This is a genomic window from Arthrobacter sp. D1-29 (genome assembly GCF_054130585.1).
Window position 1 is genome coordinate 319,334 of sequence record NZ_CP096383.1, and the last position, 25,902, is coordinate 345,235.

27 protein-coding genes and 1 pseudogene are annotated in these 25,902 nt (G+C 64.4%); 17 read left to right on the plus strand and 11 right to left on the minus strand.

The genetic code is table 11. The features are described from left to right. Positions 1-145 precede the first annotated feature (145 nt). Positions 146-292 (plus strand): hypothetical protein, encoded by a 147-nt coding sequence (locus M1E17_RS01525; protein ID WP_457964961.1) that lies wholly within the window; start codon positions 146-148, stop codon positions 290-292. 126 nt (positions 293-418) lie between these two features. Here M1E17_RS01525 and M1E17_RS01530 read toward each other — a convergent pair whose 3' ends face one another. Further along, complete coding sequence (locus tag M1E17_RS01530) at positions 419-682, minus strand: hypothetical protein (protein WP_457964962.1); 264 nt, start codon at positions 680-682, stop codon at positions 419-421. Between the two features lie 167 nt (positions 683-849). On the opposite strand from M1E17_RS01530, the gene M1E17_RS01535 reads away from it, so the two are divergent. From M1E17_RS01535 to M1E17_RS01545, 3 genes are all read left to right on the plus strand, one after another. Further along, complete coding sequence (locus M1E17_RS01535; RefSeq protein ID WP_457967935.1) at positions 850-1,428, plus strand: TetR/AcrR family transcriptional regulator; 579 nt, start codon at positions 850-852, stop codon at positions 1,426-1,428. A gap of 161 nt (positions 1,429-1,589) precedes the next feature. Beyond that, complete coding sequence (locus M1E17_RS01540) at positions 1,590-2,156, plus strand: type 1 glutamine amidotransferase domain-containing protein (protein WP_457964964.1); 567 nt, start codon at positions 1,590-1,592, stop codon at positions 2,154-2,156. A gap of 128 nt (positions 2,157-2,284) precedes the next feature. Then, positions 2,285-3,751: a DHA2 family efflux MFS transporter permease subunit gene (locus M1E17_RS01545; RefSeq protein WP_457964965.1), complete on the plus strand. Its 1,467-nt coding sequence runs from the start codon at positions 2,285-2,287 to the stop codon at positions 3,749-3,751. A 2-nt stretch (positions 3,752-3,753) separates the two neighbouring features. On the opposite strand, the gene M1E17_RS01550 is transcribed toward M1E17_RS01545, so the two are convergent. The 3 genes from M1E17_RS01550 to M1E17_RS01560 all read right to left on the minus strand — a co-directional run bounded on the left by M1E17_RS01550 (position 3,754) and on the right by M1E17_RS01560 (position 6,286). Beyond that, the gene (locus M1E17_RS01550) at positions 3,754-4,587 is read right to left on the minus strand and encodes an alpha/beta fold hydrolase (protein WP_457964966.1); all 834 of its coding nucleotides are present in this window, start codon (positions 4,585-4,587) and stop codon (positions 3,754-3,756) included. Positions 4,588-4,665: 78 nt separating this feature from the next. Continuing rightward, positions 4,666-5,520 carry an alpha/beta fold hydrolase gene (locus tag M1E17_RS01555; RefSeq protein WP_457964967.1) on the minus strand — a complete coding sequence of 285 codons (855 nt, stop codon included), beginning with the start codon at positions 5,518-5,520 and terminating at the stop codon, positions 4,666-4,668. A 190-nt stretch (positions 5,521-5,710) separates the two neighbouring features. Next, positions 5,711-6,286, minus strand: coding sequence for a TetR-like C-terminal domain-containing protein (locus M1E17_RS01560; RefSeq protein ID WP_457964968.1), 576 nt, complete (start codon positions 6,284-6,286; stop codon positions 5,711-5,713). 81 nt (positions 6,287-6,367) lie between these two features. On the opposite strand from M1E17_RS01560, the gene M1E17_RS01565 reads away from it, so the two are divergent. Both M1E17_RS01565 and M1E17_RS01570 read left to right on the plus strand, forming a co-directional pair. Continuing rightward, on the plus strand, positions 6,368-6,886 hold the full coding sequence (locus M1E17_RS01565) for a DUF4188 domain-containing protein (RefSeq protein ID WP_457964970.1): 519 nt from the start codon (positions 6,368-6,370) through the stop codon (positions 6,884-6,886). A gap of 87 nt (positions 6,887-6,973) precedes the next feature. Further along, positions 6,974-7,186, plus strand: a pseudogene (locus M1E17_RS01570) (IS481 family transposase); the annotation flags it as partial. Positions 7,187-7,192: 6 nt separating this feature from the next. Here the strand turns inward: M1E17_RS01570 and M1E17_RS01575 are convergent. Beyond that, complete coding sequence (locus M1E17_RS01575) at positions 7,193-8,176, minus strand: alpha/beta fold hydrolase (RefSeq protein WP_457964971.1); 984 nt, start codon at positions 8,174-8,176, stop codon at positions 7,193-7,195. Positions 8,177-8,244: 68 nt separating this feature from the next. On the opposite strand from M1E17_RS01575, the gene lysS reads away from it, so the two are divergent. The 10 genes from lysS to dhaM all read left to right on the plus strand — a co-directional run bounded on the left by lysS (position 8,245) and on the right by dhaM (position 21,097). Beyond that, complete coding sequence (gene lysS / locus M1E17_RS01580; protein WP_457964973.1) at positions 8,245-9,777, plus strand: lysine--tRNA ligase; 1,533 nt, start codon at positions 8,245-8,247, stop codon at positions 9,775-9,777. A gap of 3 nt (positions 9,778-9,780) precedes the next feature. After that, a complete protein-coding gene (locus M1E17_RS01585; RefSeq protein ID WP_457964974.1) occupies positions 9,781-9,960 on the plus strand; it encodes a hypothetical protein in 180 nt (59 codons plus the stop codon). Between the two features lie 138 nt (positions 9,961-10,098). Then, positions 10,099-10,428, plus strand: a complete 330-nt coding sequence (locus M1E17_RS01590) for a histone-like nucleoid-structuring protein Lsr2 (RefSeq protein WP_267277337.1) — start codon at positions 10,099-10,101, stop codon at positions 10,426-10,428. Between the two features lie 549 nt (positions 10,429-10,977). Beyond that, positions 10,978-13,470 carry an ATP-dependent Clp protease ATP-binding subunit gene (locus M1E17_RS01595; RefSeq protein WP_457964975.1) on the plus strand — a complete coding sequence of 831 codons (2,493 nt, stop codon included), beginning with the start codon at positions 10,978-10,980 and terminating at the stop codon, positions 13,468-13,470. A gap of 516 nt (positions 13,471-13,986) precedes the next feature. Then, positions 13,987-16,128: a prolyl oligopeptidase family serine peptidase gene (locus M1E17_RS01600; RefSeq protein WP_457964977.1), complete on the plus strand. Its 2,142-nt coding sequence runs from the start codon at positions 13,987-13,989 to the stop codon at positions 16,126-16,128. 326 nt (positions 16,129-16,454) lie between these two features. After that, complete coding sequence (locus tag M1E17_RS01605; RefSeq protein ID WP_457964979.1) at positions 16,455-16,964, plus strand: amino-acid N-acetyltransferase; 510 nt, start codon at positions 16,455-16,457, stop codon at positions 16,962-16,964. Positions 16,965-17,130: 166 nt separating this feature from the next. Then, positions 17,131-18,549, plus strand: a complete 1,419-nt coding sequence (locus M1E17_RS01610) for an FAD-binding oxidoreductase (RefSeq protein ID WP_457964981.1) — start codon at positions 17,131-17,133, stop codon at positions 18,547-18,549. Positions 18,550-18,759: 210 nt separating this feature from the next. Further along, positions 18,760-19,761 carry a dihydroxyacetone kinase subunit DhaK gene (gene dhaK / locus M1E17_RS01615; protein WP_457964983.1) on the plus strand — a complete coding sequence of 334 codons (1,002 nt, stop codon included), beginning with the start codon at positions 18,760-18,762 and terminating at the stop codon, positions 19,759-19,761. A gap of 2 nt (positions 19,762-19,763) precedes the next feature. Beyond that, the gene (dhaL, locus tag M1E17_RS01620) at positions 19,764-20,396 is read left to right on the plus strand and encodes a dihydroxyacetone kinase subunit DhaL (protein WP_457964985.1); all 633 of its coding nucleotides are present in this window, start codon (positions 19,764-19,766) and stop codon (positions 20,394-20,396) included. Then, positions 20,393-21,097, plus strand: a complete 705-nt coding sequence (dhaM, locus tag M1E17_RS01625) for a dihydroxyacetone kinase phosphoryl donor subunit DhaM (protein WP_457964987.1) — start codon at positions 20,393-20,395, stop codon at positions 21,095-21,097. The genes dhaL and dhaM overlap by 4 nt, the downstream gene beginning before the upstream one ends. Before the next feature lie 42 nt (positions 21,098-21,139). Here the strand turns inward: dhaM and M1E17_RS01630 are convergent, their stop codons facing one another. The 6 genes from M1E17_RS01630 to M1E17_RS01655 form a co-directional block, all read right to left on the minus strand. Continuing rightward, positions 21,140-22,129, minus strand: a complete 990-nt coding sequence (locus M1E17_RS01630) for a family 43 glycosylhydrolase (protein ID WP_457964989.1) — start codon at positions 22,127-22,129, stop codon at positions 21,140-21,142. A gap of 110 nt (positions 22,130-22,239) precedes the next feature. After that, positions 22,240-22,572 carry a hypothetical protein gene (locus tag M1E17_RS01635; protein WP_267277346.1) on the minus strand — a complete coding sequence of 111 codons (333 nt, stop codon included), beginning with the start codon at positions 22,570-22,572 and terminating at the stop codon, positions 22,240-22,242. A gap of 58 nt (positions 22,573-22,630) precedes the next feature. Continuing rightward, positions 22,631-23,116: a hypothetical protein gene (locus M1E17_RS01640; RefSeq protein WP_457964990.1), complete on the minus strand. Its 486-nt coding sequence runs from the start codon at positions 23,114-23,116 to the stop codon at positions 22,631-22,633. Between the two features lie 37 nt (positions 23,117-23,153). After that, entirely contained in the window at positions 23,154-23,585 is a 432-nt protein-coding gene (locus M1E17_RS01645) for a DUF3592 domain-containing protein (protein WP_457964991.1), read from the minus strand. Positions 23,586-23,588: 3 nt separating this feature from the next. Continuing rightward, on the minus strand, positions 23,589-24,020 hold the full coding sequence (locus tag M1E17_RS01650) for a DUF3592 domain-containing protein (protein ID WP_457964992.1): 432 nt from the start codon (positions 24,018-24,020) through the stop codon (positions 23,589-23,591). Positions 24,021-24,076: 56 nt separating this feature from the next. Beyond that, positions 24,077-25,036 (minus strand): A/G-specific adenine glycosylase, encoded by a 960-nt coding sequence (locus M1E17_RS01655; protein ID WP_457964993.1) that lies wholly within the window; start codon positions 25,034-25,036, stop codon positions 24,077-24,079. A 158-nt stretch (positions 25,037-25,194) separates the two neighbouring features. Between M1E17_RS01655 and M1E17_RS01660 the strand changes: the two genes are divergently transcribed. Then, complete coding sequence (locus M1E17_RS01660; RefSeq protein WP_457964995.1) at positions 25,195-25,893, plus strand: hypothetical protein; 699 nt, start codon at positions 25,195-25,197, stop codon at positions 25,891-25,893. The last annotated feature ends 9 nt before the right edge of the window (positions 25,894-25,902 follow it).

A 25,902-nucleotide genomic window follows, 5' to 3' on the forward strand; every position in this document is an offset into this window, starting at 1 on the left:
CCAGAACGGCTCCTAAAAAAGTTAGTGCGGGCCTCTTGACCGCACTTCTGTTAGCGCTCACACTGAGGTTATTCGTTAGCGCTAACAATTTGCACGGGGTGCTTAACCGTTCAAACACACACCTCAATCATGAAAGCCAACCAAGATGACCCGCGAAGAAGCCTACTCCCGCTGCCCGGCGGACTCGTACGTGGAATACTACGGAAGCCAATGGCTGATCGTCCCGTTCGAGCCCGTTGAGCAGCCGCACTTCTTCGATTGCCGTCCCGGATCCCAGCCCGCCTTCGCATAGGTGAAGCAGCCCGCCGTCGCGTAGGTGAGGCGAGGGTGCTGGAGCCGAAAGGCTCCAGCACCCTCGTTATTAACTGCTCCAGTTCCTGGTTCTTGTCCTCCACAGCTGGGTTTCAATGTGGATGTTTCAGTCAGGCAGGTCCCGGTTGAACGTGAGTTGCTGAAGAAGGGCAAGCTCGGGCTTTCCGGGGTTTTGATTTACACAGCGGCGGAGCCGTGCCCGCGCCAGCTCTTCCCGGGGGTCAGATCCGCGCAGTACTTCGTCGATGATCTCCTGCGCCTGCCACCGAAGGGACTCAATCGCGAACTGGCGCACGTCGGCAGGGATGTCTTCATCCAGCCACGGATCGGGACAGTCCCGCATGTCGTGGAACATTCGTTCTGCTGACATGGGGCCTCCTTGCACCAATCGGGCGGGCCACTTTGTCCGTCCGGCGTCGAAGCATTACGCATACGGAAAACCCTACAGTGAGAAAGACCGGTCTGTCTTCCCTCTGAAGGTAAACTGTTCCCACGATGAATTCTGGAGCAGTCCCGGCACCGGCCCCTCGGGAACCCATGAGGGTGGCGGCAATCGGTCCTGCCGATTCCGCAGAGCGGATTCTGGCCGTGGCCTACGAGCTCTTTTCACGGCGCGGTGTCCGGGATGTGGGCGTGAATGAACTCATCTCACGCTCGGGAGTAGCCAAGGCTACTTTCTACCGGCATTTTCCGTCCAAGAATGACCTGGTGCTGGCGTTCCTTGAGCAGCGAGACCAGTTGTGGACGGTCGAGGCGATTGTGGGCCAGGCGAAGCTCCGTGCCGGCTCGCCCGCAGAACAGTTGCTGGCCATCTTTGACGTTTTCTCTGACTGGTTCCTGCGCGAAGACTTCGAGGCCTGCTCGTTCATTAACGTGCTGCTTGAGATGGGCCCGGTGCATCCGCTGGGCCGGGCGAGCATCGACTACCTCGCCAAGATCAGGGGGCATGTGCAGGCGCTGGCGGAGGAGGCCGGGCTGCAGCGCACCGAGGAATTTGCCCGGTCCTGGCACATCCTGATGAAGGGGTCCATCGTGTCAGCCGCAGAAGGTGACACCGCAGCTGCGCATCGCGCCCAGCAGATGGCAGGCTGGCTGATCGAACACCACCGCGGCTAACCTCGCGAATTCCGATTCGGAGCGCCCGCCGCGGTGCGATTAGTCAGCTTGCTTATCACTTTCGGGTTTCCTAGGCTGGATGGTGTCAGGCAAACAACTCTCGAAGCGGGCACCGCCGCGCGCCAAAAGCGTGCCGTCCCCGCCTCATGCGAGGAGGAACAATGTCAGAACACAGCATCGCAGGCAAGAAGGTGGCATTCCTGCTGACCGACGGCGTTGAGCAGGTGGAGCTCACCAGCCCATGGCAGGCCGTGAAGGAAGCAGGCGGCCAGCCCGTCCTGGTGGCACCATCCAGCGGCCGGCTGCAGGGCTACAACGGCACCGATAAGGGCGATACCTTCAATGTGGACCTCACCGTGGCGGAAGCCAATGCCTCCGAATTTGACGCCCTGGTGCTGCCGGGCGGAGTGGTGAACGCCGACCACCTGCGGGTGGACAAGGATGCCCAAAACTTCACCCGGAGCTTCTTTGAACAGCACAAGCCAGTGGCCGCCATCTGCCACGGTCCGTGGTTGCTCATCGAAGCCGGCGTGATTCGGGGCCGCAACGTTACCTCGTATCACACGCTCCAGACTGACCTGAAAAATGCCGGAGCCAACTGGAGTGACGAGGAAGTGGTGGTGGACCAGGGCCTGGTGACCAGCCGGAGCCCAAAGGACCTCCCCGCCTTCAACAGCAAAGTGGTGGAGGAGATCTCGGAAGGCCAGCACGCGGGGCAGACAGCATAGGCCAATTGTTCCCTCAGGATTAAGAAAAAACCGGTGCGGAGGAATTACTCCAACCGGTAGAGTGTTGGAATCTGCAGCGACGAGGCTCGCTGGCACCACCGAATCCAAAACTCCCTGAGGGAACACCCATGTCTACAGAAGTATCTTCGAACGCCGCCGGAGATCCCATGCAGGCTTCCAATGTGAAGCTGTCCGCGCCGGAGAAGATGTCCCGGGAGTCGGTGACCATCATTGCCACCCTGCTGGTGGCAACTTTTGTAGTGATCCTCAACGAGACCATCATGAACGTTGCCCTGCAGCGGCTGATGGTTGACCTGCGGGTTGATGCGCCCACGGTGCAGTGGCTCTCCACCGGCTTTATGCTGACCATGGCCGTGGTCATCCCCACCACCGGATTCATTCTGCAGAGCCTGTCCACGCGGGCCGTTTTTATGCTGGCGATGGGCCTGTTCGCCGGCGGCACGGCCCTGGCCGCGGTGGCGCCGGGCTTTGAGCTGCTGCTCCTGGCCCGCATCATCCAGGCCGGCGGCACGGCCATCATGCTTCCTCTGCTGATGACCACCATCCTTACGCTGGTTCCCGTGGCCAAGCGCGGTGCGGTGATGGGCAACGTGAGCATCGCCATCTCGGTGGCCCCCGCCATGGGCCCCACCGTTTCAGGGCTCATCCTGGAACACTTCACGTGGCGTTTTATGTTTGTGTTTGTCCTTCCGGTCGCGCTCGCAGCGCTGGCCATCGGGGCGAAGTACCTCACCAACGTGGGCGAAAGTGAGAAGACGAAGCTCGACTTCCTCTCCGTGGTCCTGACCATTCCTGCCTTCGGCGGGGTGGTTTACGGCCTCTCCCAGATCGGCGGCGGCCATGGCGGACAGGCCGGCCCCGGCCCGGCGGCCATTGCGGCGCTTGTCATCGGTGCCGCCAGCCTAGCCGTGTTCGTGCTGCGCCAGCTCCGGCTGCAGAAGGCCGACGCTCCGCTGCTGGACCTCCGCGCGTTCAACTTCCGGATGTTCACGGTGTCGGTGCTGCTGATGGTGGTGGCCATGATGGCCCTCTTCGGCGGTGTCATCCTGCTTCCGCTCTACCTGCAGGAGATCCGCGGCCTGGGCTCGCTGGAAACAGGACTCGCGCTGCTGCCCGGCGGCCTGGCCATGGGTCTCCTGGGCCCGGTCATTGGGCGGCTGTTCGATAAGGTGGGCCCGTTGCCGCTGACCGTGACCGGGTCCGTCCTGATGGTGCTGTCCCTGTGGCAGTTCTCCATGCTGGACGCCGGAACGCCCGTCTGGTGGATCGTTACCCTTCACATCGGGCTGAGTTTCGGCTTGGCGCTGCTGTTCACGCCGGCGTTCACCACCGGTCTGAACCCGTTGCCGCCGCACCTTTACTCGCACGGTTCGGCCATCATGAGCACCACGCAGCAGGTAGCCGGGGCCGGCGGAACGGCGCTGCTGGTGTCCATCTTCGCCGTGGTTTCGGCCACCTCGGGCCTCGTCGCAGGGATGAATGCCGCTTTCCTGACGGCCGCGGTGATAGCCGTCGCCGCCGTCGTACTTTCCGCCATGATGCGCAAAACCGAAGGCGCCCCCCACGGTCACTAGCATCAGCTGGCGAAGAAGTCCCGGAGCTCGGTGATCAGCTTGTCCGGTGCCCGGATGACGCCGTCGTGGCCGAAGCCGGGCAGGATGGTGTAGCTGGACCCGGACAGGACATCGTGGATCTGGCCGCAGGCCACGCCGAAGTACGCCGGGCTCTTCTCGCCCACAATAATCAGGGTTTCCAGCGGCAGTGCCAGGAACGGCTCCGCAGGCATGTCGGCCGCGATGATGGCCTTGATTTCACGGACGCCGGTGCGCATCAGCTCGCGCTGCTGCTTTCCCAGGTGTGTGCCTGCCGTGAGCTTGTTCGCGATGGTGAGCATGGACAGCGGCATCCGGGCGAAGGTGCCGCCGGTCTCCAGTCCCTTGCTCAGCACGGCCAGGGCACGGTCGTCGTCGCCGGCTGCGGTGGCCCGCTCGTACTCGGCAGTCCAGTCAGCCTTCACGCTGTGGTTCACGGAAACGGCGGGATCGTAGACGGCCAGCCGCTCCACGGGAAGGGTGCGGGCAGCGTGCAGCGCCACGGCGCCGCCGAAGCTGTGGCCGAATACGTCGGTGCTGGACGTGTGCTTCATGACCACGTCAAGGTCGCGGATATCCACGTCCAGGGTGTAGTCCTCCGGCTGTGGAGAGGAAGAGCCGCGGCCCCGGCGGTTGAAAGTGTGGACCGGCCGGCCCAAAGCGGCGCTGAGTTTTTGCGCAAACTTGGTGTAGTCGGCGGCCGTCACCATGGAGGGCGGAACAACCACCACGCCTGAACCGGCCGAGGCCAGTTCCGAGCCAGTGGAAAATACCTCCAGCGTGCCGCCGTCCGGGGTCCTGATGTTCTCACGCGTCATGTTCCGAGCCTAGCGGAAGGTGCCTGAGTGCTGGCAGCAGTCTGCGCTCTGTGCACGGAAAAGTCGCTGCCGGAAAGGTCACCCCTTGAAGTACTCGGAGATGTCCGTCACGAGTTCCTCCACAGCCGCGGGGATGGAGCCATGGAAACCCTTGGGTGAGAGTTCGTACGTGCTCCCGGGCACGGCAGCATGCAGGCGCTGGGCCGTGACTTTGTAGTAGCCGGGGCTCTTGCCGCCCACCATAAAGTGCGTGTTGGCGGGAAGGACCGCGAAGTCACGCACATGCTCGGCTTCGTCGTAGGCTGCCCGCAGTTCACCCACCCCGCTGGGCATCAGGTCCCGGAAAATCCGGTTGACCTTGGTCCGGGAGACAAGGGCCATCAGCCCCGCCAGGACAGGCTCCGGGATCTTGGAGAGGGCGGAACCCGGCTGCATGCCCTTTTTGAGCCGGGCGAGTGCATGTCCCACGTTGCCGGCGTTGACGGCCTGCTCGAAATCGTCCAGCCACGAGGTGTCCAGGCTGCCATCGATGTTCACGGCGGCGTCGTAGACCGCCAATTTGTCGGGTTCGTAGGCGGTTCCCGAAAACTCCTGCACGGCATTGAGCGCCACCGAGCCGCCCAGGCTGTGGCCCAGGATATTGCGGACCCCGGTTGCGTCCATGACGGTGCGGACGTCGGCGATTTCGGTGGCCATGGAATACCCCGGCGGCTGTTCGCTGGACTTGCCCCGGCCGCGCCGGTCATAGACGTCCACAGCCCAGCCTTCGCCGAGGCCTTTGGCCAGCGCGATCGAGAACGGGCGATAGATGAGGGCGGTGAGGAAAGCTCCGCCGATAACCACCACACGGCGTTCGCCCGGCGCATCCACGTCGCCGTAGCTGTACAAAGCCAACCGGCCGCCGTCGTGGGTGGTAACTGCCTGTTCTTTCACCGTCCCATCCTAGGCGGGCCCATCCTCGGCGGGCCCATCCGGGGCGGGCCCACCCTAGGTAGACAGCCATTGGTGGCGTTCCGCCCGCCCCACCATCCCGCTTATTCAGCAGTCTCCTGCGTCGCGGCAGAATTCGCGCCGCGGGTGGCGCCCCTGAAGGTTTGGGCGGCCGATCGGGAAAGCAATGGCGTCAGGCGGCCCAGCCGCGGGCGACGGCGTCGAGGGCCGCGCCGTATGCGGCAGCCCAGTCTGCGTCCGACGGCCCCACCTGTGCCAGTTCCAGGCTCACCAGCCCATGGACCTGGCCCCAGATGGCGACGGCGACCACCTCCGTGGGTGCCTCCAGCAGGTTGCCGGCGGCCTGGGCAGAAGCGACTGCGTCTAAGAGGGGTTCCATGGCGTCGGCGGCAACCTCCGGGCTTGGCTGGCAATCGACGTAGCCGGCCAGCGCACCACCAAACATGAGCCGGTACAGCGACGTGTGCTGCAGCGCCCAGTCCCGGTAGGCCACGCCGAGGCCCCGGAGTCCGCCCGAGGAAGCGGCCAGCTGTGAGTCGCGGAAGGACCGGAACCCGTCGTCCACAACCGCCGTCAGGAGCTGTGATTTCCCGCCAAAGAGGGAATAGACGGCAGTAGTGGACGTCCGGGCGGCGGCTGCCACATCCCGCAGGGTCACGCGCGCCGGACCGTCCCGATCCACCAAGTCAGCGGTCACGGCCAACAGGTCCTGCCTCAGGGAATCGGTGTGCACTACAGGTCTTGCCATGAGGCCCATTGTTTCATAACCTTGTTTCATAACGTCGTTATAAAACAGGGTTGTAAAACTACGAGCCCAAAGGAGTTTCCCATGACACAGAAGGTATTTCCGGGCCGGTACACCGCTGACCCGCAGCGTGAATCCGTGACAGTCTTCCTAATCGGGATGCGGGCAAACCGCTGGTGGAAGGTCGGGACCGTCGGCAAGGTGGCTGCAGGCATGCCCCGGATGCTCCAGCATCTGGCCGCGGACCCGTCGGCCGGAATGCTTGGATACGAGCAGTGGTTCGGCCGCACCACCATGCTGCTGAGCTACTGGGAGAGCCCGGAGCATCTGCGGAAATTTGCCGCGGACCGGGAATCGCCCCATCTGGCACCCTGGCGCCGGTTCATGAAGGAACTCTCCGGAACCGGCGACGTCGGCGTCTGGCACGAGACGTACCAGGTGCCTGCCGGCGGCATCGAGGTTGTCTACAACGGGATGCCTTTGTTTGGTCTCGCCAAGGCCACGGCACATATCCCTGTTGGCGCCGGGACCAACACCGCAAAGCAGCGGATGGGCCGGACCGCGGGCCACGCCGCCGGAGGGGCTGGCCCGGAAGGGCACTGAGTCCAGAACTGGCTGTGGATCCCGGCAGGTCCGGTTTCGCGAAAGGCGCACCATGCCTCGACGAGGCCCGGGTTCCCGAACGCCTGGCCGGGCGAGATGATCCATGTGGACGTCAAGAAGCTCGGACACATCCCCAACGGCGGTGGACACCGCGTTTACGGCCGCGCACAGGGCGAAGCGAACTCCCGGGCCCGGAACCTCGCCGAGGGCCGGCCCAAGGACCGCGGCCAGGTGCGGGGCTACACCTTCCTGCATCACGCAGTGGATGACCATTCCCGGTTCGTGTACTCCGAGATTCTGAAGCCCCTACCCGCCCGACCGGCCGCCCCTGGGCCGCCGTCGTCCGAGTCGGCGGACTTCGCTGTCACCTCCGTTGATGAAGCGTGCCACGCGCACCGCGAGGCCTTTGCCTGGGCGGATCGGACCCTCGTGGAGCTGGCCGGGTACCACGGCGAACTGGATGGACGGAACCGCCGCGGCGAGCTCCCGGCCCGTCTGCGCGAAGTATGCCGGGCTCCAGCCGCCGCTGAGCATCAGGATGGGGGTGTTGAGCGAGGTGAAGTCCTCCAGTTCGGCGTCGGCGTCAAGCACTGCCCGCATCTCCGCCACGGCGGTGGGCAGCAGTTGCCGCATTTCCGCACCCACATTGGTCCGCGCGGACAGTATGCTCAACATTCGTAAGGCGCCAAGCGGCAGGTAGGAGACCGGACCGGCGGTTGCAAGGCCCTGCACCAGGTGTGCCCAGGCATGGTTGAGCTCGCCTGCAGTAACGGCGTCCTCCAGCTCGGGCCGCCACCGGTGGCTCAGGCTCCCGGACAGGGACACGGCGGCGTCATAGGTCACCAGCCGGCCCATCGGCAGTGTCCGGGCGGCCTGCAGCGCCACAAACCCGCCGTAGCTGTGAGCCACCACGTCCGTCGACCCGGTCTCACGCATCACCGCTGCCAGATCGCTGATCTCGGTCTTCACCGAATAGTCGGCTGGCTGCGGCGCGGAACCGCCCCTGCCGCGCCGGTTATAGCAGTGCACCGGCCTGCCCAGCAGCACGCTGAGCTTCCGGGCGAAAGGCCGGTAGAGGGCATCGGTTACCAGAGTGCCGTGGATGAGTACGACGCCGGGAGCGCCCGCCGTCGTCGGCTCCCCGCCCGTGGGGGTGCTTGCCCCCGGAACCTTCAAGGCAGCGGTGCGGGCCGTGCTGACGGTCCCGGCCCTGAGGCTGCCGGCCGGAGTCAGGAACGTGTGAACGTCCAGGCGGCCGCCGTCTTCCGTTTCAACTGTCCAGGTCTCCACAGCCCGAGTCTAAGCCCCGGCCGCCGGCCGGAAGCCCGGCACCCGAAGTCCCGGTAAACTTGGGGATTGTGACTTCCCAAAACGCCCCCGCCCCCAAGAATGCCCCCGAGCCGCTCGACGCCAGCGAACAGATGCGCATCCGCATGGAAAAGCGCGCCAAGCTGATCGAGCGCGGCACCGAGGCATATCCGGTGGGTGTGGAGCGCACGCATTCCCTCACAGAGATCCGTGAGAAGTACGCGCACCTGCAGGCTGATGAAACCACCGGTGACATCGTGGGGGTAACGGGACGCGTGGTGTTTGTCAGGAACACCGGCAAGCTCTGCTTCGCCACACTGCAGGAAGGCGGCGTGGACGGCAAGGGCACCAGGCTGCAGGCCATGCTGAGCCTGGCCGCCGTGGGTGAAGAAGCGCTCGCGGACTGGAAGGCCCTGGTTGACCTGGGCGACCACGTGTTTATCAAGGGCGAGGTGATTTCCTCCCGCCGTGGCGAACTGTCCGTGATGGCAGAGTCCTGGTCCATGGCTTCCAAGGCGCTCCGCCCGCTGCCCGTCCTGCACGCGGAGCTGAACGAGGAAACCCGCGTCCGCCAGCGCTACGTGGACCTGATGGTGCGCGACGAAGCCCGGGAAATGGTCTACACCCGTGCCGCGATCACCCGTTCCATCCGCGAGAGCCTCCACCGCCACAATTATGTGGAGGTGGAAACCCCCATCCTGAACCTGGTTCATGGTGGAGCCCTGGCCCGCCCGTTCGAGACGCACATGAACGCGTTTGACCAGAAGATGACGCTGCGCATCGCCACCGAGCTTTACCTCAAGCGCGCCGTAGTGGGCGGGATCGACCGCGTCTACGACATGGGCCGGGTTTTCCGCAACGAGGGCGTGGACTCCACCCACAGCCCGGAATTCACCACCCTTGAGTGCTACGAGGCTTGGGCGGACCAGTTCGTCATGGCGGACCGCATCAAGGAAATCATCCTGGATGCGGCAGACGCTGTGGGTGCAGGACGCGCCCTGCAGACAGAGGCCGGGGAGATCAATCTCGACGGCGAATGGGCCTGGCTGTCCGTCTACCCCGGGCTTTCCGACGCCGTTGGCCAGGAAGTTACCCCTGAGACCTCCCTTGAGGTGCTGCGCGAAATCGCCGAAAAGCATGAGGTCAAGGCCGATCCCAAGTGGGACGCTGAAAAGCTGGCGGTTGAACTCTTTGGCGAAATCGTGGAGCCCACGCTGCTGAACCCCACATTCGTGTACGACTACCCGCCGTCCGCCCAACCGCTGGCCCGCCCGCACCGGAAAGACGGCCGCCTGATCGAGGCCTGGGACCTCATCATCGGCGGCATGGAACGCGGCACTGCGTTCTCCGAACTGATCGACCCCGTCATCCAGCGTGAGCGTCTCACCGAGCAGTCCCGTCACGCCGCCGCCGGCGATGACGAGGCCATGCAGTTGGACGAGGACTTCCTTCGGGCCCTCGAATACGGCGCCCCTCCCATGGGCGGCATCGGCCTCGGGATCGACAGGCTGGTCATGCTGTTCACCGGGGCCGGCATCCGGGAGACAATACTCTTCCCGCTCCTCAAGCCCGAGGTGAACTAACCCGTGGAATACGTCGCAGTACTCCTTCCTTCCCTGGTTGTTGGCCTGCTTTTCTGGTTCGCCATGAAATCCATTTTTAATGCCGACAAAGCGGAGCGGCAGGCCGAAGCCCGGGCGCAGGCTGAAGCGGAAGCCCGCAAAACGGACACCCCGAACGGGCCCGAAGCGGATACCAATAAATAAAACGACCGGACTTTCTCGGGAATATCCACAGGAACCACTCGGCGCTTTGACGCGTTGCCATATCGAGGGTCATACTTTTTACAGGAACATCCTGCTTTTGCCGAAAACCCGAACCCTTTCCAAGAGAAAGATAATTTAATGGCACAGAAAGTAAACATCATCCTCGTAGATGATCTGGATGGGGGAACTGCGGACGAGAATGTCCGTTTTGGCCTCGATGGGGTCAGCTACGAAATTGATCTGTCCGCAGCCAACGCCGCCGAGCTTCGTTCGGCACTGGAGCGGTATGTGGCCGCAGCACGCAAGACATCCGCGGGCCGCGCCACCCGAACAAAAGCCGCATCAGGCGGGCGCGCCAATGATTCTGCGCAAATCCGCCAGTGGGCACGCGAAAACGGCTACACGGTTAACAGCCGGGGCCGAATTCAGGCTGAAATCCAGGAAGCCTACCAAAAGGCCAATTCCTAGTATCCGGCACCCTTAGGCCACTTTTAGCCCGGTCTCCGCCCATTGGCGGGGCCGGGTTTTTTGTGCGCTGAATGAGTTATCAACCGTGCTGGCCTGGTGGCATAAAAAGACCATTGCTGCTATAGGGGCGCAAGTGTACGGTGAGAACAATCATCGGCTGATTTCTTCAAAGTCTGCCGGTGGCAGGGTTTGAGCTTCCGGACTGTGACGCCCGCTCGAATCGTCTATTCGAATCGATGCGTGCGGGAGAGTTCAATGCCTGAGAAATTTGCGTCCCGGGTTCACCCCAAGATTTAGCCTGGGCGGGAAGGCGCCCTAAATCTTCCTGGCGGCGGGAGCGCCGTCGTCGTCCGCCGTTGCGTGTTCCGGTGACTCCACCGGGACGCCTCGACGTGCATACAGCTCTCTTTGACTTCCGCAAGTAGCCGCGCCCGGAAGCACTCGCAGGTTATTCCCGATCCGTCACGGTTTCCCCTGTGGCGAACACGCTCCACTTTGCCGTGTCTGCCACGTAGCATCAAAGTACGTCGTAGCTAGGAGTGTGGCGAAATGTTTGAGCGATTTACGGACCGTGCCCGTCGCGTAGTTGTGCTTGCCCAAGAAGAGGCACGCATGCTGAACCACAATTACATTGGTACCGAACACATCCTCTTGGGTCTAATCCATGAGGGTGAGGGCGTTGCCGCCAAAGCTCTTGAGTCCTTGAGCATTTCGCTCGACGGCGTTCGCGAGCAGGTGCAGGAGATCATCGGCCAGGGCCAGCAGGCCCCGTCCGGACACATCCCCTTCACCCCCCGCGCCAAGAAGGTGCTGGAACTCTCGCTGCGCGAGGCCCTGCAGCTTGGCCACAACTACATCGGCACGGAGCACATCCTGCTGGGACTCATCCGTGAGGGTGAGGGCGTTGCCGCCCAGGTGCTGGTGAAGCTCGGCGCTGACCTGAACCGTGTCCGCCAGCAGGTCATCCAGCTCCTCTCCGGCTACCAGGGCAAGGAAACCACCGGCGCAGGCGTCGGTACGGGCCAGCCCGAAGGTACTCCGGCCGGTTCAGTTGTGCTGGACCAGTTCGGACGCAACCTGACCCAGGCTGCGCGCGAGAACAAGCTGGATCCGGTGATCGGGCGCGAGTCGGAAATGGAACGCGTTATGCAAGTCCTTTCCCGCCGCACCAAGAACAACCCGGTCCTGATCGGTGAGCCGGGCGTTGGCAAGACGGCCGTCGTCGAGGGCCTGGCCCAGGCGATTGTCCGCGGCGACGTCCCGGAAACCATCAAGGACAAGCAGCTCTACACCCTGGACCTCGGGTCCCTGGTGGCCGGCTCCCGGTACCGCGGTGACTTCGAAGAGCGCCTGAAGAAGGTCCTCAAGGAAATCCGCACCCGCGGCGACATCATCCTCTTCATTGACGAGATCCACACCCTTGTTGGTGCAGGTGCCGCCGAAGGCGCAATCGACGCCGCGTCCATCCTGAAGCCCATGCTGGCCCGCGGTGAACTGCAGACCATCGGTGCCACCACGCTGGACGAATACCGCAAGCACATCGAAAAGGACGCAGCGCTGGAGCGCCGCTTCCAGCCGATCCAGGTCAAGGAACCCTCCGTTGCGCATGCGATCGAGATCCTTAAGGGCCTGCGGGACCGCTACGAGGCACACCACCGCGTCACCATCACCGACGGCGCCCTCGCCTCGGCGGCCAACCTGTCCGAACGCTACATTTCAGACCGGTTCCTGCCGGACAAGGCGATCGACCTCATCGATGAAGCCGGTGCACGGCTGCGTATCCGCCGCATGACTGCTCCGCCGGAGCTGAAGGCCATGGATGAGCGGATCGCCAAGCTGAAGATGGAGAAGGAATCCGCCATCGACGCGCAGGACTTCGAAGGTGCCGCTTCGCTCCGCGACAAGGAGCAGAAGCTCATCACCGAGCGTTCGGAGAAGGAACGCCACTGGAAGTCCGGCGGCATGGACGATATCTCCGAGGTGGATGAGGATCTCATCGCCGAGGTATTGGCCAACTCCACCGGCATCCCGGTGTTCAAGCTGACGGAGGAAGAGTCCTCGCGCCTGCTGAAGATGGAAGACGAGCTGCACAAGCGTGTGGTGGGCCAGAACGAGGCCATCAAGTCGCTGTCCCAGGCCATCCGCCGTACCCGTGCAGGCCTCAAGGACCCCAAGCGGCCCGGTGGATCGTTCATCTTCGCCGGCCCTACCGGCGTCGGCAAGACCGAGCTGGCAAAGGCCCTGGCTGAGTTCCTGTTTGGTGAAGAGGACGCCCTCATCACCCTGGACATGTCCGAGTACTCCGAGAAGCACACCGTCTCGCGGCTCTTCGGTGCCCCTCCGGGCTACGTCGGCTACGAGGAAGGCGGACAGCTGACCGAAAAGGTACGCCGCCGCCCGTTCTCCGTGGTCCTGTTCGATGAAGTTGAAAAGGCCCACGCGGACCTCTTCAACTCACTGCTCCAGATCCTGGAAGACGGCCGCCTGACCGACTCCCAGGGCCGGGTGGTGGACTTCAAGAACACGGTGATCATCATGACCACCAACCTGGGCACCCGCGACATCTCCAAGAGTGTTGCCACCGGCTTCCAGTCCGGTACGGACACGCAGACCGGCTACAACCGGATGCGCGCCCGTGTGACGGAGGAGCTCAAGCAGCACTTCCGCCCGGAGTTCCTGAACCGTGTGGATGACGTTGTGGTGTTCCCGCAGCTGACCCAGGACGAGATCGTCGAGATCGTGGACATGTTCGTGAGCCGGCTGGAGAAGCGCCTCAAGGACAAGGACATGGGCATCGAGCTCACCACCGCGGCCAAGGTACTGCTGGCAACCCGAGGCTACGATCCAGCCATGGGTGCACGGCCGCTGCGCCGCACCATCCAGCGCGAGATCGAGGACCAGCTCTCCGAGAAGATCCTCTTCGGCGAGATTCACGCCGGGGACATCGTGGTGGTGGATGTGGACGGCGAAGGCGACGACGCCAAGTTCACCTTCGCCGGCAACGCCAAGCCGCGCATCCCCGAGATCGCCCCGAGCGTCTAAGCACCAACCCGAAGGCCCCGCCCGCTCCCGCAACGGAGCAGGCGGGGCCTTTCGCGTTCGCACCGCACCGTCAAACGGTTGGCATCCGCTCCATGGCTGAGGCGCTGCCGTGGTTCTCTCTTGTGCCGGCCATCAGAGATTTCCCGGCGCCTGCTCGTTCCTCGCTTTGACGGCGCCTACATAAATCCCTGATGCCCGGCACCTCGTGCGCGGACTCACCTTGGCTCTATACGCTGAAGCCTGACACGAGCGGCCTTGGCCCGCTTGAGCGGTGTTGCCCAAAGCCGTTCATGCGGGGCAGAACCGCTATTGCGTGGATCCGTAGGCTGGGAAGCGATCCGGCGGCATAAGCGAAGGCGCCGGGGGCATTTGTGTAGCTTGCGTCAGAGCGACGAAGGAGCAGCAAGCGGCAAATGGCGCCGGTGCCGGAGCGAACCCCAGCCAGAGCAACGCACCCAAAGTGCCGTGCGGCGCGGGGCTTTGTGATGCGGGGCACAGTCGGGTTGAATCGGGTACATGGCTAACCTGAACCCGGCGATCCCGGGCGAGCAACCTATGACCCCTTTCCACGACCTGGACCATTACCTGGCTATCCCCCGGGTGAGCGGCCTTGCCCTAAGCCCGGACGGGCGGAGGCTGGTCACCACCGTCTCCACTCTCAATGGCAAAGGCACTGAATTCGCCACAGCACTTTGGGAGCTAGATCCCACGGGCGAGAAGCAGGCCCGGCGGATCACGCGCAGTGCCAAAGGAGAAGCCGGGGCCGTCTTCTCAGCCACCGGCGATGTCTATTTCACCTCGGCCCGGCCGGACCCGGAAAGCCCCGACGGCGATCCCGTCAAGGCCCTGTGGCTGCTCCCGGCTGGCGGCGGGGAGGCCAGGGTAATTCTCTCGAGGCCGGGGGGAGTGGACACGGTCCTGGCTGCCCGGCATGCCGACGCAACGTTCGTTATTGCCGAGATCCTGGCCGGGTCCACGGACGAGGACAATGATGCCGAGCGGCGTAAGGCCCGCAAGGAGAACAAAGTGTCCGCCATCCTGCACAGCGAATACCCGGTGCGCTACTGGGACTCGGACCTGGGCCCCGGCCAGCCGCGTATCTTCGCCGTGGAGGAAGGCCAGGACGAGGAGGCGGGAAAGCCCGCCACGGTGGATGCTGCCGCGCCGCGCGTCCTTCGCAACCTCACTCCCCATGCTGGGCCCCGGCTGCGGGAAGCGGAAACGGTGGCCAGCCCGGACGGCAGGACCATCTACACAAGCTATACGAGGCCATTGGCGAAGGCTGAAAGCCGTTCCGTGCTGGTGGCCGTGGACGTGGCTTCCGGCAGCCAGCAAGTGCTGCTGGACGAGGAAGGCATGAGCTACTTTCCCGGCCCGGTCAGCCCGGACGGCAACACCCTGGTTGTGGTCAGTGAGAGCGATACCACCCCGCACCAGGCGCCGCAGGTCAAGCTGAACCTTCTGGATGTTTCGGGCCGGCCGGATTCACCGGGCCGGACAGCGGGCGGTGCCGCCCGCCTCGCCGCGCTGGTTCACGACTGGGACCGCTGGGCCCGGCCCGCGGCCTGGCTCCCTGACGGTTCAGCGCTGCTGGTCACAGCGGATGACGACGGCGCGTCGCCGGTCTTCCGGATCAGCCTTCCGGCGTCTGCTGCTGAAGTGAGCGTCACGAGGGTGACACAGGATGCCGCGGCGTACACCGACGTCGTGGTGTCACCGGAAGGACGCACCGCGTATGCGCTGCGCAGCTCCTACGCGTTCCCGCCGGAAGCCGTTCGGATCGACCTTGAAACGGGCGAGGCAACGCGCCTGCCGGCGCCGGCCGAACGGCCTGCGGTTCCGGGACGGCTGGAACGGCTGGCGGCGACGGCCGCCGACGGCGCACGGGTTCCTGCATATCTGGCACTGCCCGAGGGAGCATCGGCCGATGCGCCTGCGCCGATGCTGCTGTGGATCCACGGCGGCCCGCTGGGATCCTGGAACGCCTGGACCTGGCGGTGGAACCCCTGGCTGCTGACCGCGAAGGGCTATGCCGTCCTGTTGCCCGACCCCGCGCTGTCCACGGGCTACGGGCAGTCGTACATCCAGCGTGGCTGGGGGGAATGGGGCAAGGCTCCCTTTACCGACCTGATGGCCGCCACAGACGCCGCTGAGAGGCGCCCCGACATCGATCCGACTCGGACCGCGGCTATGGGAGGGTCCTTTGGCGGCTACATGGCCAACTGGGTGGCGGGACATACTGACCGTTTCAGGGCCGTCGTCACCCATGCCAGCCTGTGGGCCCTGGACCAGTTCGGGCCCACCACTGACGATTCGCAGTACTGGTTGAGGGAAATGACCGAGGAAATGGCCATTGAGAACTCGCCGCACCGCCATGTGGAAAAGATCAGCACGCCCATCCTGGTAATCCACGGGGACAAGGACTACCGGGTGCCTATCGGTGAAGGCCTGCGGCTCTGGTACGAACTTTTGTCCAAATCCCAACTGGCCGCGGACCGGGACGGCCAGACCCCGCACCGCTTCCTGTACTACCCCGACGAGAACCACTGGGTCCTGCAGCCTCAGCACGCCAAGGTCTGGTACGGCGTCGTGGAAAGCTTCCTCGCCAAGCACGTGCTGGACGAGGAGCTCCCGATACCTGCCGAGCTGGGTCTCTAAAGCTCCGGCACCTCCGTTAGCTCCGGCTCGGAGGCTGGGACATTTCCCGCGTGCTGCTCGTACCTCGCTTTGACGCACGCTACAGAAATCTCCCAGCCTCCTTCGCCTCGTGCCGGGCGTCACCGCGCGGATGCAGGCATGCAGCACCCAAAGTTGATTCGCCGCCGCTTCTTACGGCCTGCCTTCTGTGAAGCGAGGTGCCGGGGGCATTTGTGTAGCTTGCGTCAGAGCGACGAAGGAGCAGCAAGCGGCAAATGGCGCCGGTACCGGAGCGCCCCAAGCGTCGCAGTCTTCGAGCCGGAGACTGCGGCCATAGGATTGACCCTGTGACTGACTCCTTCCATATCCGTCCTGCCCGCACCAGTGATGTGGCCGCCATCAAGAGACTGGTGGCGCCGCTGGCGGAGCAGCGGATCCTGATGGCCAAGGAGACGGTGGCCTACTACGAAAGCCTGCAGGAGTTCCGGATCGCCGAATCGGACGACGGCGACGTCATCGGCTGCGGCGCTTTGCACGTGATGTGGGAAGACCTGGCAGAGGTGCGCACCCTTGCCGCTTCAGATATGTGGCGGGGCAGGGGCGTTGGCCATGTGCTGGTGGAGAGCCTTCTGGAGGAAGCGCGTCAGCTGGGCGTGGGACGGGTCTTCTGCCTCACGTTTGAGGTGGATTTCTTCAAGCGCCACGGCTTTGAGGTGATGGCTGACCAGACGGCGGTGGACCCTGAGGTGTACTCCGAGTTGCTGCGCTCGCACGATGAAGGCGTGGCCGAGTTCCTTGACCTGGCCCGCGTTAAGCCCAACACCCTTGGCAATACCCGAATGATCAAGTTCCTCTGAGCAGGACCTTTATCGCTCCCTTCTCCGTATAAGGCTCGTCCGCATGAGGGGCCTGATTTGCCGTGGGTGATAATGGATGATTTTTGTAGTCTTTCCATTGGTCGATTCGATGGATAAACTGCTTGGAGCTTGCTGGGGAGCAAACCCCGACTAATGAAAGCACCTCATGCACATCCTCTCCTCCCACACGGAAAAAACCGAGCTTCAGCTTCTGGTCCGCGGGCTCGTCTATGCCCCAGGCGACCCCCACTATGGTGCGGAAGTCGCAGCTTTTAACCTCGCCACCCGCCACACCCCGGACCTGGTTCTGAGCGCCGTCAATGCCGACGACGTGGTGGCCGCGGTCCGGTGGGCAGCCGCTCGCGGTATGTCCATTTCAGTCCAATCCACCGGCCACGGAGCCGCCAACGCCATTACCGATGGCCTGCTTATCAGTACCCGGCTGATGCTGGAACTCTTCATCGATCCTGACGAGCGGACGGCGCGCGTCGGCGCCGGAGTGCGCTGGCGTGACGTCCTCAAGGCTGCTGCGCCCTACGGGCTGATGGGCCTGCACGGCTCCAGTACCGACGTCGGCGTTGTTGGCTACACGCTGGGCGGCGGTTTGCCTCTCCTGGGGCGGAAGTACGGCTTCGCCTCCGACCATGTGCTGGCGTTCGACGTGGTGACGCCGGATGGCGTCCTGCGCCGAGTGGACGCAGCAAGCGACCCGCGGCTGTTTGCCCTGCTCCGCGGCGGCAAGGGGAACTTCGGCATTGTCACGGCCATGGAGTTCTCGCTTTTCCCGGCCGGCGAACTCTTCGCCGGCGGCATCTTTTACGACGGCGGGCACTCCCGGGAGGTGCTGGCAGGGTTCGGTCAGTGGATCCGGCATCTTCCCGCCGAGGCTTCCGCGTCCCTGGCATTCCTGCGCCTGCCGGACATGGAGGAAGTACCGGCGTTCCTCCGCGGCAATTTTGTCATGCACCTCCGGTTCGCCTGGCAGGGCAATGCGGCTGACGGGGCACGTGTATTGGCGCCGATGCGCGAGGTGGCTCCGGTCCTGCTGGACGGGGCAGGGCCGCTGCCGTACTCGCGGGTGGACGAGATCCACGCAGACCCTGAACATCCGGTTCCTGTCCGGGAAGGCGGCATGCTGCTCAAGGATCTGGACGCCGGCCTGGAGGACGCGCTGCTCCGGCTGGCTGGACCGGGCAGCACCGCGCCGCTCCTGTTGACGGAAATCCGGCTGATGGGAGGAGCGCTGGCCAAGCCATTGAAGGCTGTGGTGCCCGACTTCGACTACGTGGGTGGGCGTGATGCCGCGCTGTCCTTCTTTGCAGTGGGCATCATGGCGCCGCAGGTCGCGCACTTGGTTCCGGCAGCCATACAGGAAGCCCGGGAGGTCTTGGAGCCTTTCGGGACGGGCGGTACCGCTGTCAACCTGCATGGGCACCTCACGTCGCCGGAACTGGCCTTCCGCGCCTGGCCGGAAGCTGCCCGGGAGCGGCTCAGCAAGGCCAAAGCTGAGCTGGACCCAAAGAATCTGTTCCGTCATGGCCATGCAATCCAGCCAGCGGCAGGGGAGCTGACCTTCGTCACTTAGAAAGCCAGGCCCTCGGGATTGGCATTAGACCATTTGATGGATAAACTGCCAAGGGTCGCAGTTTCACGGATTCCGCTGAAAGGGACAGTCATGGGGGCTGTCCCTTTCGTCGTCAGCGGCGCGGCGCACGAAACTACCGTCGTCCCGGTGGCGGTAGTAGGGTCAAAGTGACATCCTCCAGGAAGCACCCCACGTCCCAGGAGCTCCGCCGTGAAAAAACTCATCAACGATCCGCGCAGCGTCGTGGACGAATCCGTGGAGGGCTTCGGAGTTGCCCACGCGGACCTGGTAAAAATCAGCGTGGACCCCACTTTCGTTGTCCGCGCAGACGCGCCGGTAGCCGGGAAGGTGGGGCTGCTTTCAGGAGGCGGCAGCGGACACGAACCCCTCCACGCAGGCTTCGTGGGGCGGGGAATGCTCGACGCCGCAGTGCCCGGCGCGGTTTTTACCTCGCCCACCCCTGACCAGATCCTTCCGGCGACACTCGCGGTTAACTACGGCGCCGGCGTCGTCCACATCGTAAAGAACTACACGGGTGACGTCCTCAATTTCGAAACAGCGGCGGAACTGGCAGAGGCTGAAGGAATCCAGGTCCGTGCCGTCCTGGTCAACGATGATGTCGGGGTGGAGGACTCGCTCCATACCGCCGGCCGGCGTGGCGTTGGTGGAACTGTGCTGGTGGAGAAAATAGCCGGCGCGGCTGCCGAACGGGGGGACGGCCTGGACGCCGTTGCCGCGATCGGTGAGCGTGTGAACACCAACGTCCGCAGCATGGGCGTGGCACTGTCAGCCTGCACCGTCCCGCACGCAGGATCACCGAGCTTCGACCTGGAGGACAACGAGATCGAAATCGGCATCGGCATCCACGGCGAACCGGGCCGGCACCGGATCCCGATGGAGGGCGCCGATGGAATCACAGACCGGCTGTTGGAACCGGTGCTGGACGATCTGGGCGTGGGCGCGGGGGACAGGCTGCTGCTGTTCGTCAACGGCATGGGCGGGACACCACTCAGCGAGCTTTACATTGTCTACCGCAGGGCTGCACAGGTGATCGCCGCAAGGGGAGCCGCCGTAGAGCGGAACCTGGTGGGGAACTACATCACCGCGCTGGAAATGCAGGGCTGCTCCATTTCCGTGCTGCGGCTGGACGACGAACTCATCGATCTGTGGGATGCCCCCGTTCACACGGCCGCCTTGCGCTGGGGTGTGTAGCGATGGTGCTTGATGTGAACTGGGCCGTTAAATGGCTGACTCTTTGTGCGCAGGCCATGGCGGCACACCGGCTTGAACTCATCGAGCTGGACCGCGCCATCGGGGACTCGGACCACGGGGAGAACATGGACCGCGGCTTCCAGGCCGTCCTGGAAAAGCTTGCCGAGGCGCCGCCGGAAACCCCCGGAGCGGCATTCAAGCTGACCGCCATGACGCTGATGTCCAAGGTGGGGGGCGCCGCGGGCCCTTTGTACGGGACTGCTTTCCTGCGTGCTGCCACCTTCCTCGGCGACGCCATCGAGGTGGACCCGGCGGCCCTGGCAGGTGCCCTCGCCGCCGCGCGTGACGGCATTGTGGCCAGGGGCAAGGCCGAGACGGGGGACAAAACCATGGTGGATGCATGGACTCCCGCTGTGGAGGCCGCACAGGCGGCAGCCGCCGACGCCGACGGCAATGTCCTGGCCGTGCTGGTCGCTGCGGCCGAGGCGGCCGAGGCAGGTGCAGCGGCGACGGACCCGCTGGTGGCCCGGAAAGGCCGGGCCAGCTACCTGGGCGAACGGAGCGTTGGGCACCGTGACCCCGGCGCCGCCTCCAGCGCGCTGATTTTCCGGGCCGCCGTTGGGGCTGCCGCGTGACGGTCCGCATCGTGGTGGTGTCCCATAGCGAAAAGATTGCCGACGGTGCAGTGGAACTTGCCGCCCAGATGGCGCCCGACGTCGTGATCGTGGCAGCCGGGGGAACCCCGGAGGGACGCATCGGCACCAGCCTTGAGAAGGTTATGTCAGCGCTGGAGCGGGCTTCCGGCGGGGACGGCGTGGTGGTACTGACCGACCTGGGGTCGGCCGTTATGACAGCAGAATCGGCGCTGGAACTTGCGGAGGATCCGGCCGGCGTGCTGCTGGCCGACGCACCGTTGGTGGAAGGACTGGTGGCCGCCGCTGTCGCAGCCCAGGGAGGCGCCGACGCGGCTGCGGTGAAGCGCGCCGCCGAGTCCGCTTACGGTTCGGCTTTGCCGGCAGCCGCCGGGCCGCTCCCCGCGGACAGCGCCGTGTCGCAGGGATCGGTGACGGGTGCCGGCCCGGATTTTACCGGCGACTTTGAGCTCATCAACCAGGCCGGCATGCACGCCAGGCCGGCCGCCAAGATTGCTGGCGGGCTCTCGTCACTGGATGCCGAGGTCAAGGTCAACGGGGTGGATGGAGCGTCCATGACCGGGCTCATGACCCTGGCCGCGGGCCGGGGGTCGGTGCTGCACGTGGAAGCCTGGGGTGCCGACGCAGAGCGGGCCGTGAACTATGTTGGCGGCCTGGTGCAGGCAGGGTTCGGCGAGCCTTAAGGCACCCGGAGTTTTTGTCCAGATGCGGCGGGTTGAAAGGCCTTAAACCCGCCCGATCTGGACAAAAACTCCGGGGGAGGGGGCGCCGATGGCAGGCGCCGGGACCTGGTCCCGATTGCACACCAGGTTTCCGTTCTCGACGGCGAGCCGCGCCACCTGGATCGAGGACCGCCGGCTGCTTTCCGTCGGATGGTCCTGGCCGGTCCGCTCAGGATGGGTGAAGTAGAAGATCCAGGCGTCGTCGCCGTCGACCACCACGTCTGCATGGAGTCCAGGACCCTCATCGTCAGTTCGCGCATGCCGGTCGCCAATTGACCCGCCGAGGATCCTCCCCGCCGGCTCCCAAACGTCCAGGTCATCGGAGCGGAAAGCCAGCTGGCCGCTCCAGCTGTCCACGATCAGCCAGTAAAACCCCTGAAGGGAGAAGACGTTGGGGCCCTCATGGCCGCCGGGCGTGGACAGCACCCGGCCCCGGACCGTCCAGGTGTAGAGGTCCTCGCTGTCTGCCGCCCAGGTCTCGGAACCCTGGTGCTGGTCCTTGTACCACATCCGGAATCCACCCTGCGGGAGCTCGATGATGCAGGCATCAATGACGTTGTTGGAGCTCAGGGTGATGGGGCCATGGTGCTGCCAGGAGATGAGGTCTTCGCTGGTGTAGTGGTGAATCAGCGTCTCATCGATGGCGCAGCCCAGCGGAATGCCCTGGATGTAGCTGACGTACATGTGGAAGATTCCGTTGTGCTCGAAGACTTCGGGAGCCCAAAAGGTGTTGTGGCCCCATTCAAAGTCGAGACCCTTGAGGGTTCCGCGGTACCGCCAGGTGGCGCACCCATCCGTTGACGACGCCACCCCCAGCTGTGAACCGAACAGCCAGCTGATCCCCTGGGCATGCCGGACGGTAGTGGGCCTGTTGGTGTAGATCATCCACCACGATTGCTCATGCCGATTGTAGATCAGGACAGGGTCCGCTGCCCCGTCTTCCAACGGGTCACGGTACAGCGGGGCAGGCGCGGGGGCAGGGCTGGGGTGCACGGGAATCTCCGAAACGCTGGATGTTGTTCCGGTTAATATACATCGTTGTAGATCCTGCGTACACGCCAACAATCCCCGGGACTTCCGTCCCGGGAACGAAGGCTAAAGCCTTAGCTGCAGAATTTGCTGAACGTGCCGCCGGCAGCTTCGTAGTCCGCCTGCAGGCCCGAAAGCTTTTCCTCGTCCGGGGTCTCTTTCGCGGACTCGTCCGTGTACTCGATGATCGACTGCAGCGCGGACTTCAGGTCATCAGAGGCCACTACCTCGATGGGCCGGAACTGGTTGGCCATCCGGGTCATCCCGCTCTTGCCAACTGGTGGGTTCGCCACAACTGACTTGATCCGGTCGCAGGTTTCAGGGGTGCTCAACTGGGTCGATGCGGTGCAGGCCGAAGCCGAGAGAACAAGCCCGGTGGCGAGCAGGGCTGTGGTGAGTTTCTTCATGCTTCCCACACTAGTTGATTGGCGGATTCATCCCGCCTCCGCTGTCGAAGCCTTTGGCTTACAACCTCGCCCGGAGCCCATCTTCGTTCAGCTCAACCGAGGCGGAGACAAACCTTCCACAGTGCTCGCCGTAGGGATAATCGCCCCGGGGCCGGAAGTCGAGCGTACGTACGGGCAGCGCTGATCCGTCTGCTGCTGTTCCGCTGGCCGTCAGCGCCATGGGGGACTCTGTCAGGGAATCCAGCATCAGATTCCCCATCAGGGTCCCGTCAGGCGACGCCGTGGCGGAGCAGACGCCGTCAGGGGTACAGCCCTGGTCAACGGACACTGTCCCGGGGTAGAGCTCAAGGTCCGCTTCCTTGCAGGCACCGTCCTGGCACGCCTTCAGGTGAAGGGTTTTCACCTGGGCGGCATACTCGCGGGCCACCGTCACGGAGACCACCGACGCCTGGGCGATCATGGGGCACGGCACGTCGTAGGGATAGCAGGCGGAGGTGAGAACCGTCGTCGTGATCAGTGTCAGCAGTACTCCGGACTTGCCCATACTTCAGGGTAAAGCCGGCGCGCTTCCGGCCTCCCGGCTACCAGAGAACTGACGCAAACATCGTTATGGCACCCGCGCCGAAAATGACCATAATGAGACCGAATGAGAACCTGCCCTTTGACACCAGGAAGACCGGGCGCGTGGATTCGGCGGGGTTGGCAGGGTTGTAAAGCACCGCTATGGGACTGCCGATGATTTCCTGGTCCAGGCCATAGATGTCCGACTGGCCCAGCCAGCGCCGGCCCCCGGCGTCGTTGAACTCATAGGAGGGGGCGAACCGGTGGCCGCCGTTGCTGCCCGGGCCGTCTTTGCCGCGAAGGTTCCCTGTGACGGTGGCGTAGGTGGCCACCCAGCCGCGGACGATGCTGCGCCGGCGGAACGATGCAGCCAGTGACAGTCCCACCAGCACCAGTCCCGCGGCGGCAAAAAGGCCCGGAAGGACTACAAACACGGCCTTGATGGAGTCCATCGCCTAGTCCACCGGAAAGATGCTGATGAAGTTGAACAGCAGGATGGAAAACACCACCAGGAACGGGATGAGGCAGCCAACAATCTTTTTTGAATCGGAGGCAACCTGGAATGACTGGTTGGGGTTGAGCGGGTTGTAGGTCACCTGCACGAGCGACCCCGGCTGTGGCCGGTTCACCAGCGAAACCTCTGATTCCCCCGCAAACAATGTGCCGTGGGGATCTGTGAACTGATAAGTGGGGAAGTAGCGCCTGCTGCTGGGAGAGCTGCCTGCACTCCTGCTCCAGCCGGCCACACTCCCTGTTACGGTGGCCTGCACCCGGGGCCAGCCTTCGGCCTGCTTCTCGCGGCGTTTGGCTTTTCGCAGCAGATGGAGCGTGGCCAGGCCCGCGCCAACAACCCACAGCGCCCCAATGATGTACAGCACGATCTTCATGTTTTCCCCCGGTTCAGGTCACCAAGAAGTATGCCATCCTCCGCGGGACCTGAAGCTCAGGCGGGTAGCCGGTATCCGCCCTGGTGCAGCTCGGCCAGGCCGTCGGTGAGCAGTCCGGCCAGCGCGCGGTCCAGCTGCTCCGGGCCGCAGTTCAACCGGTGGAGGGCAGAGAGCGGCACTGCAACGCCTTCCGGCGCAAAGCCCAGGTCCGCGGGCTCCTGGTGGAACATCTCGGGTGGTACGGGATTCTCCGCGGTCCGCAGGACCGCCATCACGGCGCCGCGGACCTGGCGGTCAGTGCCGTGCCACGCCTGTCCTTTGGGAATGTACGACGGCGGCGGCTCGCCGGCCGCGAGCCAGGCGCATGAGTTCCGGACCGGGCAGGCTGAGCACTTGGGCACGCGGGCCGTGCAGACCAGCGCCCCCAGTTCCATGACCGCAGCGTTCCAATGGACGGAGGCGCCGTCGTCGTCCGGCAGGAGTTCTGCCGCCAAGCGCATTTCCGAGGCGGTCAGCGACGGCGACGGAAGCGCGACGCCGGAAATGAGGCGTGCATGGACGCGGCGGATGTTGGTGTCCACCACCGTTTCCCGACGTCCAAAGGCAAACGCGGCCACCGCGGCAGCCGTGTAGCTGCCCACTCCGGGCAGGGCCAACAGCTCCGCGTAGCTTCCAGGGACTGTGCCGCCGTGGTCACGGACGATCGCTGCGGCCGCTGCGTGCAGCCGGAGCGCACGGCGCGGGTAGCCCAGCCTGCCCCATAAACGGACGGCTTCCCCCGCAGGTTCTCCCGCCAACGCAGCGGGGTTGGGCCAGCGGCTGAGCCATTCCTGCCAGACGGGCAGCACACGCACCACAGGGGTCTGCTGGAGCATGATTTCACTGACCAGGACGCCCCATGGTGAGCAGCCCGCATCCCGCCAGGGCAGGTCCCGGGCGGTCTCCGCGAACCAGTCCGTAATTCTGGCATGCAGGGAGGCCAGCGCGTCCCCGTTCAGGGAAGGACCAACGGGCACAGCTGGGGGAGAGGTTTTAGTATCGATCCCAACACTGTAGTTGAAGCCTTGCGGTGGACGGGATCTGAGGGCAACGCAAACAAACCGTAACCTTAGCGTTGGCTGGGTTCCCGGCGTGGTGGGAATGCAGAGTGCACCCGGTTCTCTAGCCTAGAAGGATGGGCAGGCAAGGCAATTCATCAACACGCGGGACGGCGTCATCCGGTTCCCGGAACGGTTCAGGGGCACCACGGACGTTGAGTGACGCGGTGGTGTACCGCCGCCGGCGCTTGTTCGTCGGTGCTGTAGTGCTGATGGTCATTGCCATGGTCCTTGGCGGCTTCGCGGCAGGCGGGGCCTTCAGCGGTAACTCCGAGCAGGTTTCAAGCACCGACAATGGAACCGACGCCGGTGCCTCGCCGGCAGCCTCCACCACAGAGTCGCCGTCGGAAGCGCCCAGCAGTACCCCTGCTCCCACGGCAAGCCCCACCTGCGACCAGAACCTGGTGACTGTTTCTGCTGCAACGGACAAACCTGCCTACGGGCCGGACGAGAACCCTTTGCTCACCCTGAAGGTGACCAACGGCGGGAAAATGCCGTGCGAGGTGAACATCGGTACGTCCCAGATGGAGTTCCTGGTGACCAGCGGCGCAGACCGGATTTTCTCCTCAAGGGACTGCCAGGCGGCGAGTGAGGATCTGGTGAAGACCATTGCCCCCGGCGCCAGCGAAACAGCCAACTTCCCGTGGCCGCGCAACCGCAGCGTGGAAGGCTGCGAGCCCATTGATGCCAAACCGGGAGGCGGCGGGGCGTACTACATCTTTACGGCCAAGCTGGGCTCGAAGGCCAGTCCCAAGGCAGTGTTCCAGCTGGGCTGAGCCGGAAAC

Excerpts from the sequence above, each read along its gene's own strand:
- M1E17_RS01525 (WP_457964961.1), top strand. The coding sequence starts at position 146 with ATGACCCGCGAAGAAGCCTACTCCCGCTGCCCGGCGGACTCGTACGTG.
- M1E17_RS01530 (WP_457964962.1), bottom strand. The coding sequence starts at position 682 with ATGTCAGCAGAACGAATGTTCCACGACATGCGGGACTGTCCCGATCCG.
- M1E17_RS01535 (WP_457967935.1), top strand. The coding sequence starts at position 850 with ATGAGGGTGGCGGCAATCGGTCCTGCCGATTCCGCAGAGCGGATTCTG.
- M1E17_RS01540 (WP_457964964.1), top strand. The coding sequence starts at position 1,590 with ATGTCAGAACACAGCATCGCAGGCAAGAAGGTGGCATTCCTGCTGACC.
- M1E17_RS01545 (WP_457964965.1), top strand. The coding sequence starts at position 2,285 with ATGTCTACAGAAGTATCTTCGAACGCCGCCGGAGATCCCATGCAGGCT.
- M1E17_RS01550 (WP_457964966.1), bottom strand. The coding sequence starts at position 4,587 with ATGACGCGTGAGAACATCAGGACCCCGGACGGCGGCACGCTGGAGGTA.
- M1E17_RS01560 (WP_457964968.1), bottom strand. The coding sequence starts at position 6,286 with ATGGCAAGACCTGTAGTGCACACCGATTCCCTGAGGCAGGACCTGTTG.
- M1E17_RS01565 (WP_457964970.1), top strand. The coding sequence starts at position 6,368 with ATGACACAGAAGGTATTTCCGGGCCGGTACACCGCTGACCCGCAGCGT.
- M1E17_RS01590 (WP_267277337.1), top strand. The coding sequence starts at position 10,099 with ATGGCACAGAAAGTAAACATCATCCTCGTAGATGATCTGGATGGGGGA.
- M1E17_RS01595 (WP_457964975.1), top strand. The coding sequence starts at position 10,978 with ATGTTTGAGCGATTTACGGACCGTGCCCGTCGCGTAGTTGTGCTTGCC.
- M1E17_RS01600 (WP_457964977.1), top strand. The coding sequence starts at position 13,987 with ATGGCTAACCTGAACCCGGCGATCCCGGGCGAGCAACCTATGACCCCT.
- M1E17_RS01610 (WP_457964981.1), top strand. The coding sequence starts at position 17,131 with ATGCACATCCTCTCCTCCCACACGGAAAAAACCGAGCTTCAGCTTCTG.
- dhaL (WP_457964985.1), top strand. The coding sequence starts at position 19,764 with ATGGTGCTTGATGTGAACTGGGCCGTTAAATGGCTGACTCTTTGTGCG.
- M1E17_RS01635 (WP_267277346.1), bottom strand. The coding sequence starts at position 22,572 with ATGAAGAAACTCACCACAGCCCTGCTCGCCACCGGGCTTGTTCTCTCG.
- M1E17_RS01640 (WP_457964990.1), bottom strand. The coding sequence starts at position 23,116 with ATGGGCAAGTCCGGAGTACTGCTGACACTGATCACGACGACGGTTCTC.
- M1E17_RS01645 (WP_457964991.1), bottom strand. The coding sequence starts at position 23,585 with ATGGACTCCATCAAGGCCGTGTTTGTAGTCCTTCCGGGCCTTTTTGCC.
- M1E17_RS01650 (WP_457964992.1), bottom strand. The coding sequence starts at position 24,020 with ATGAAGATCGTGCTGTACATCATTGGGGCGCTGTGGGTTGTTGGCGCG.
- M1E17_RS01660 (WP_457964995.1), top strand. The coding sequence starts at position 25,195 with ATGGGCAGGCAAGGCAATTCATCAACACGCGGGACGGCGTCATCCGGT.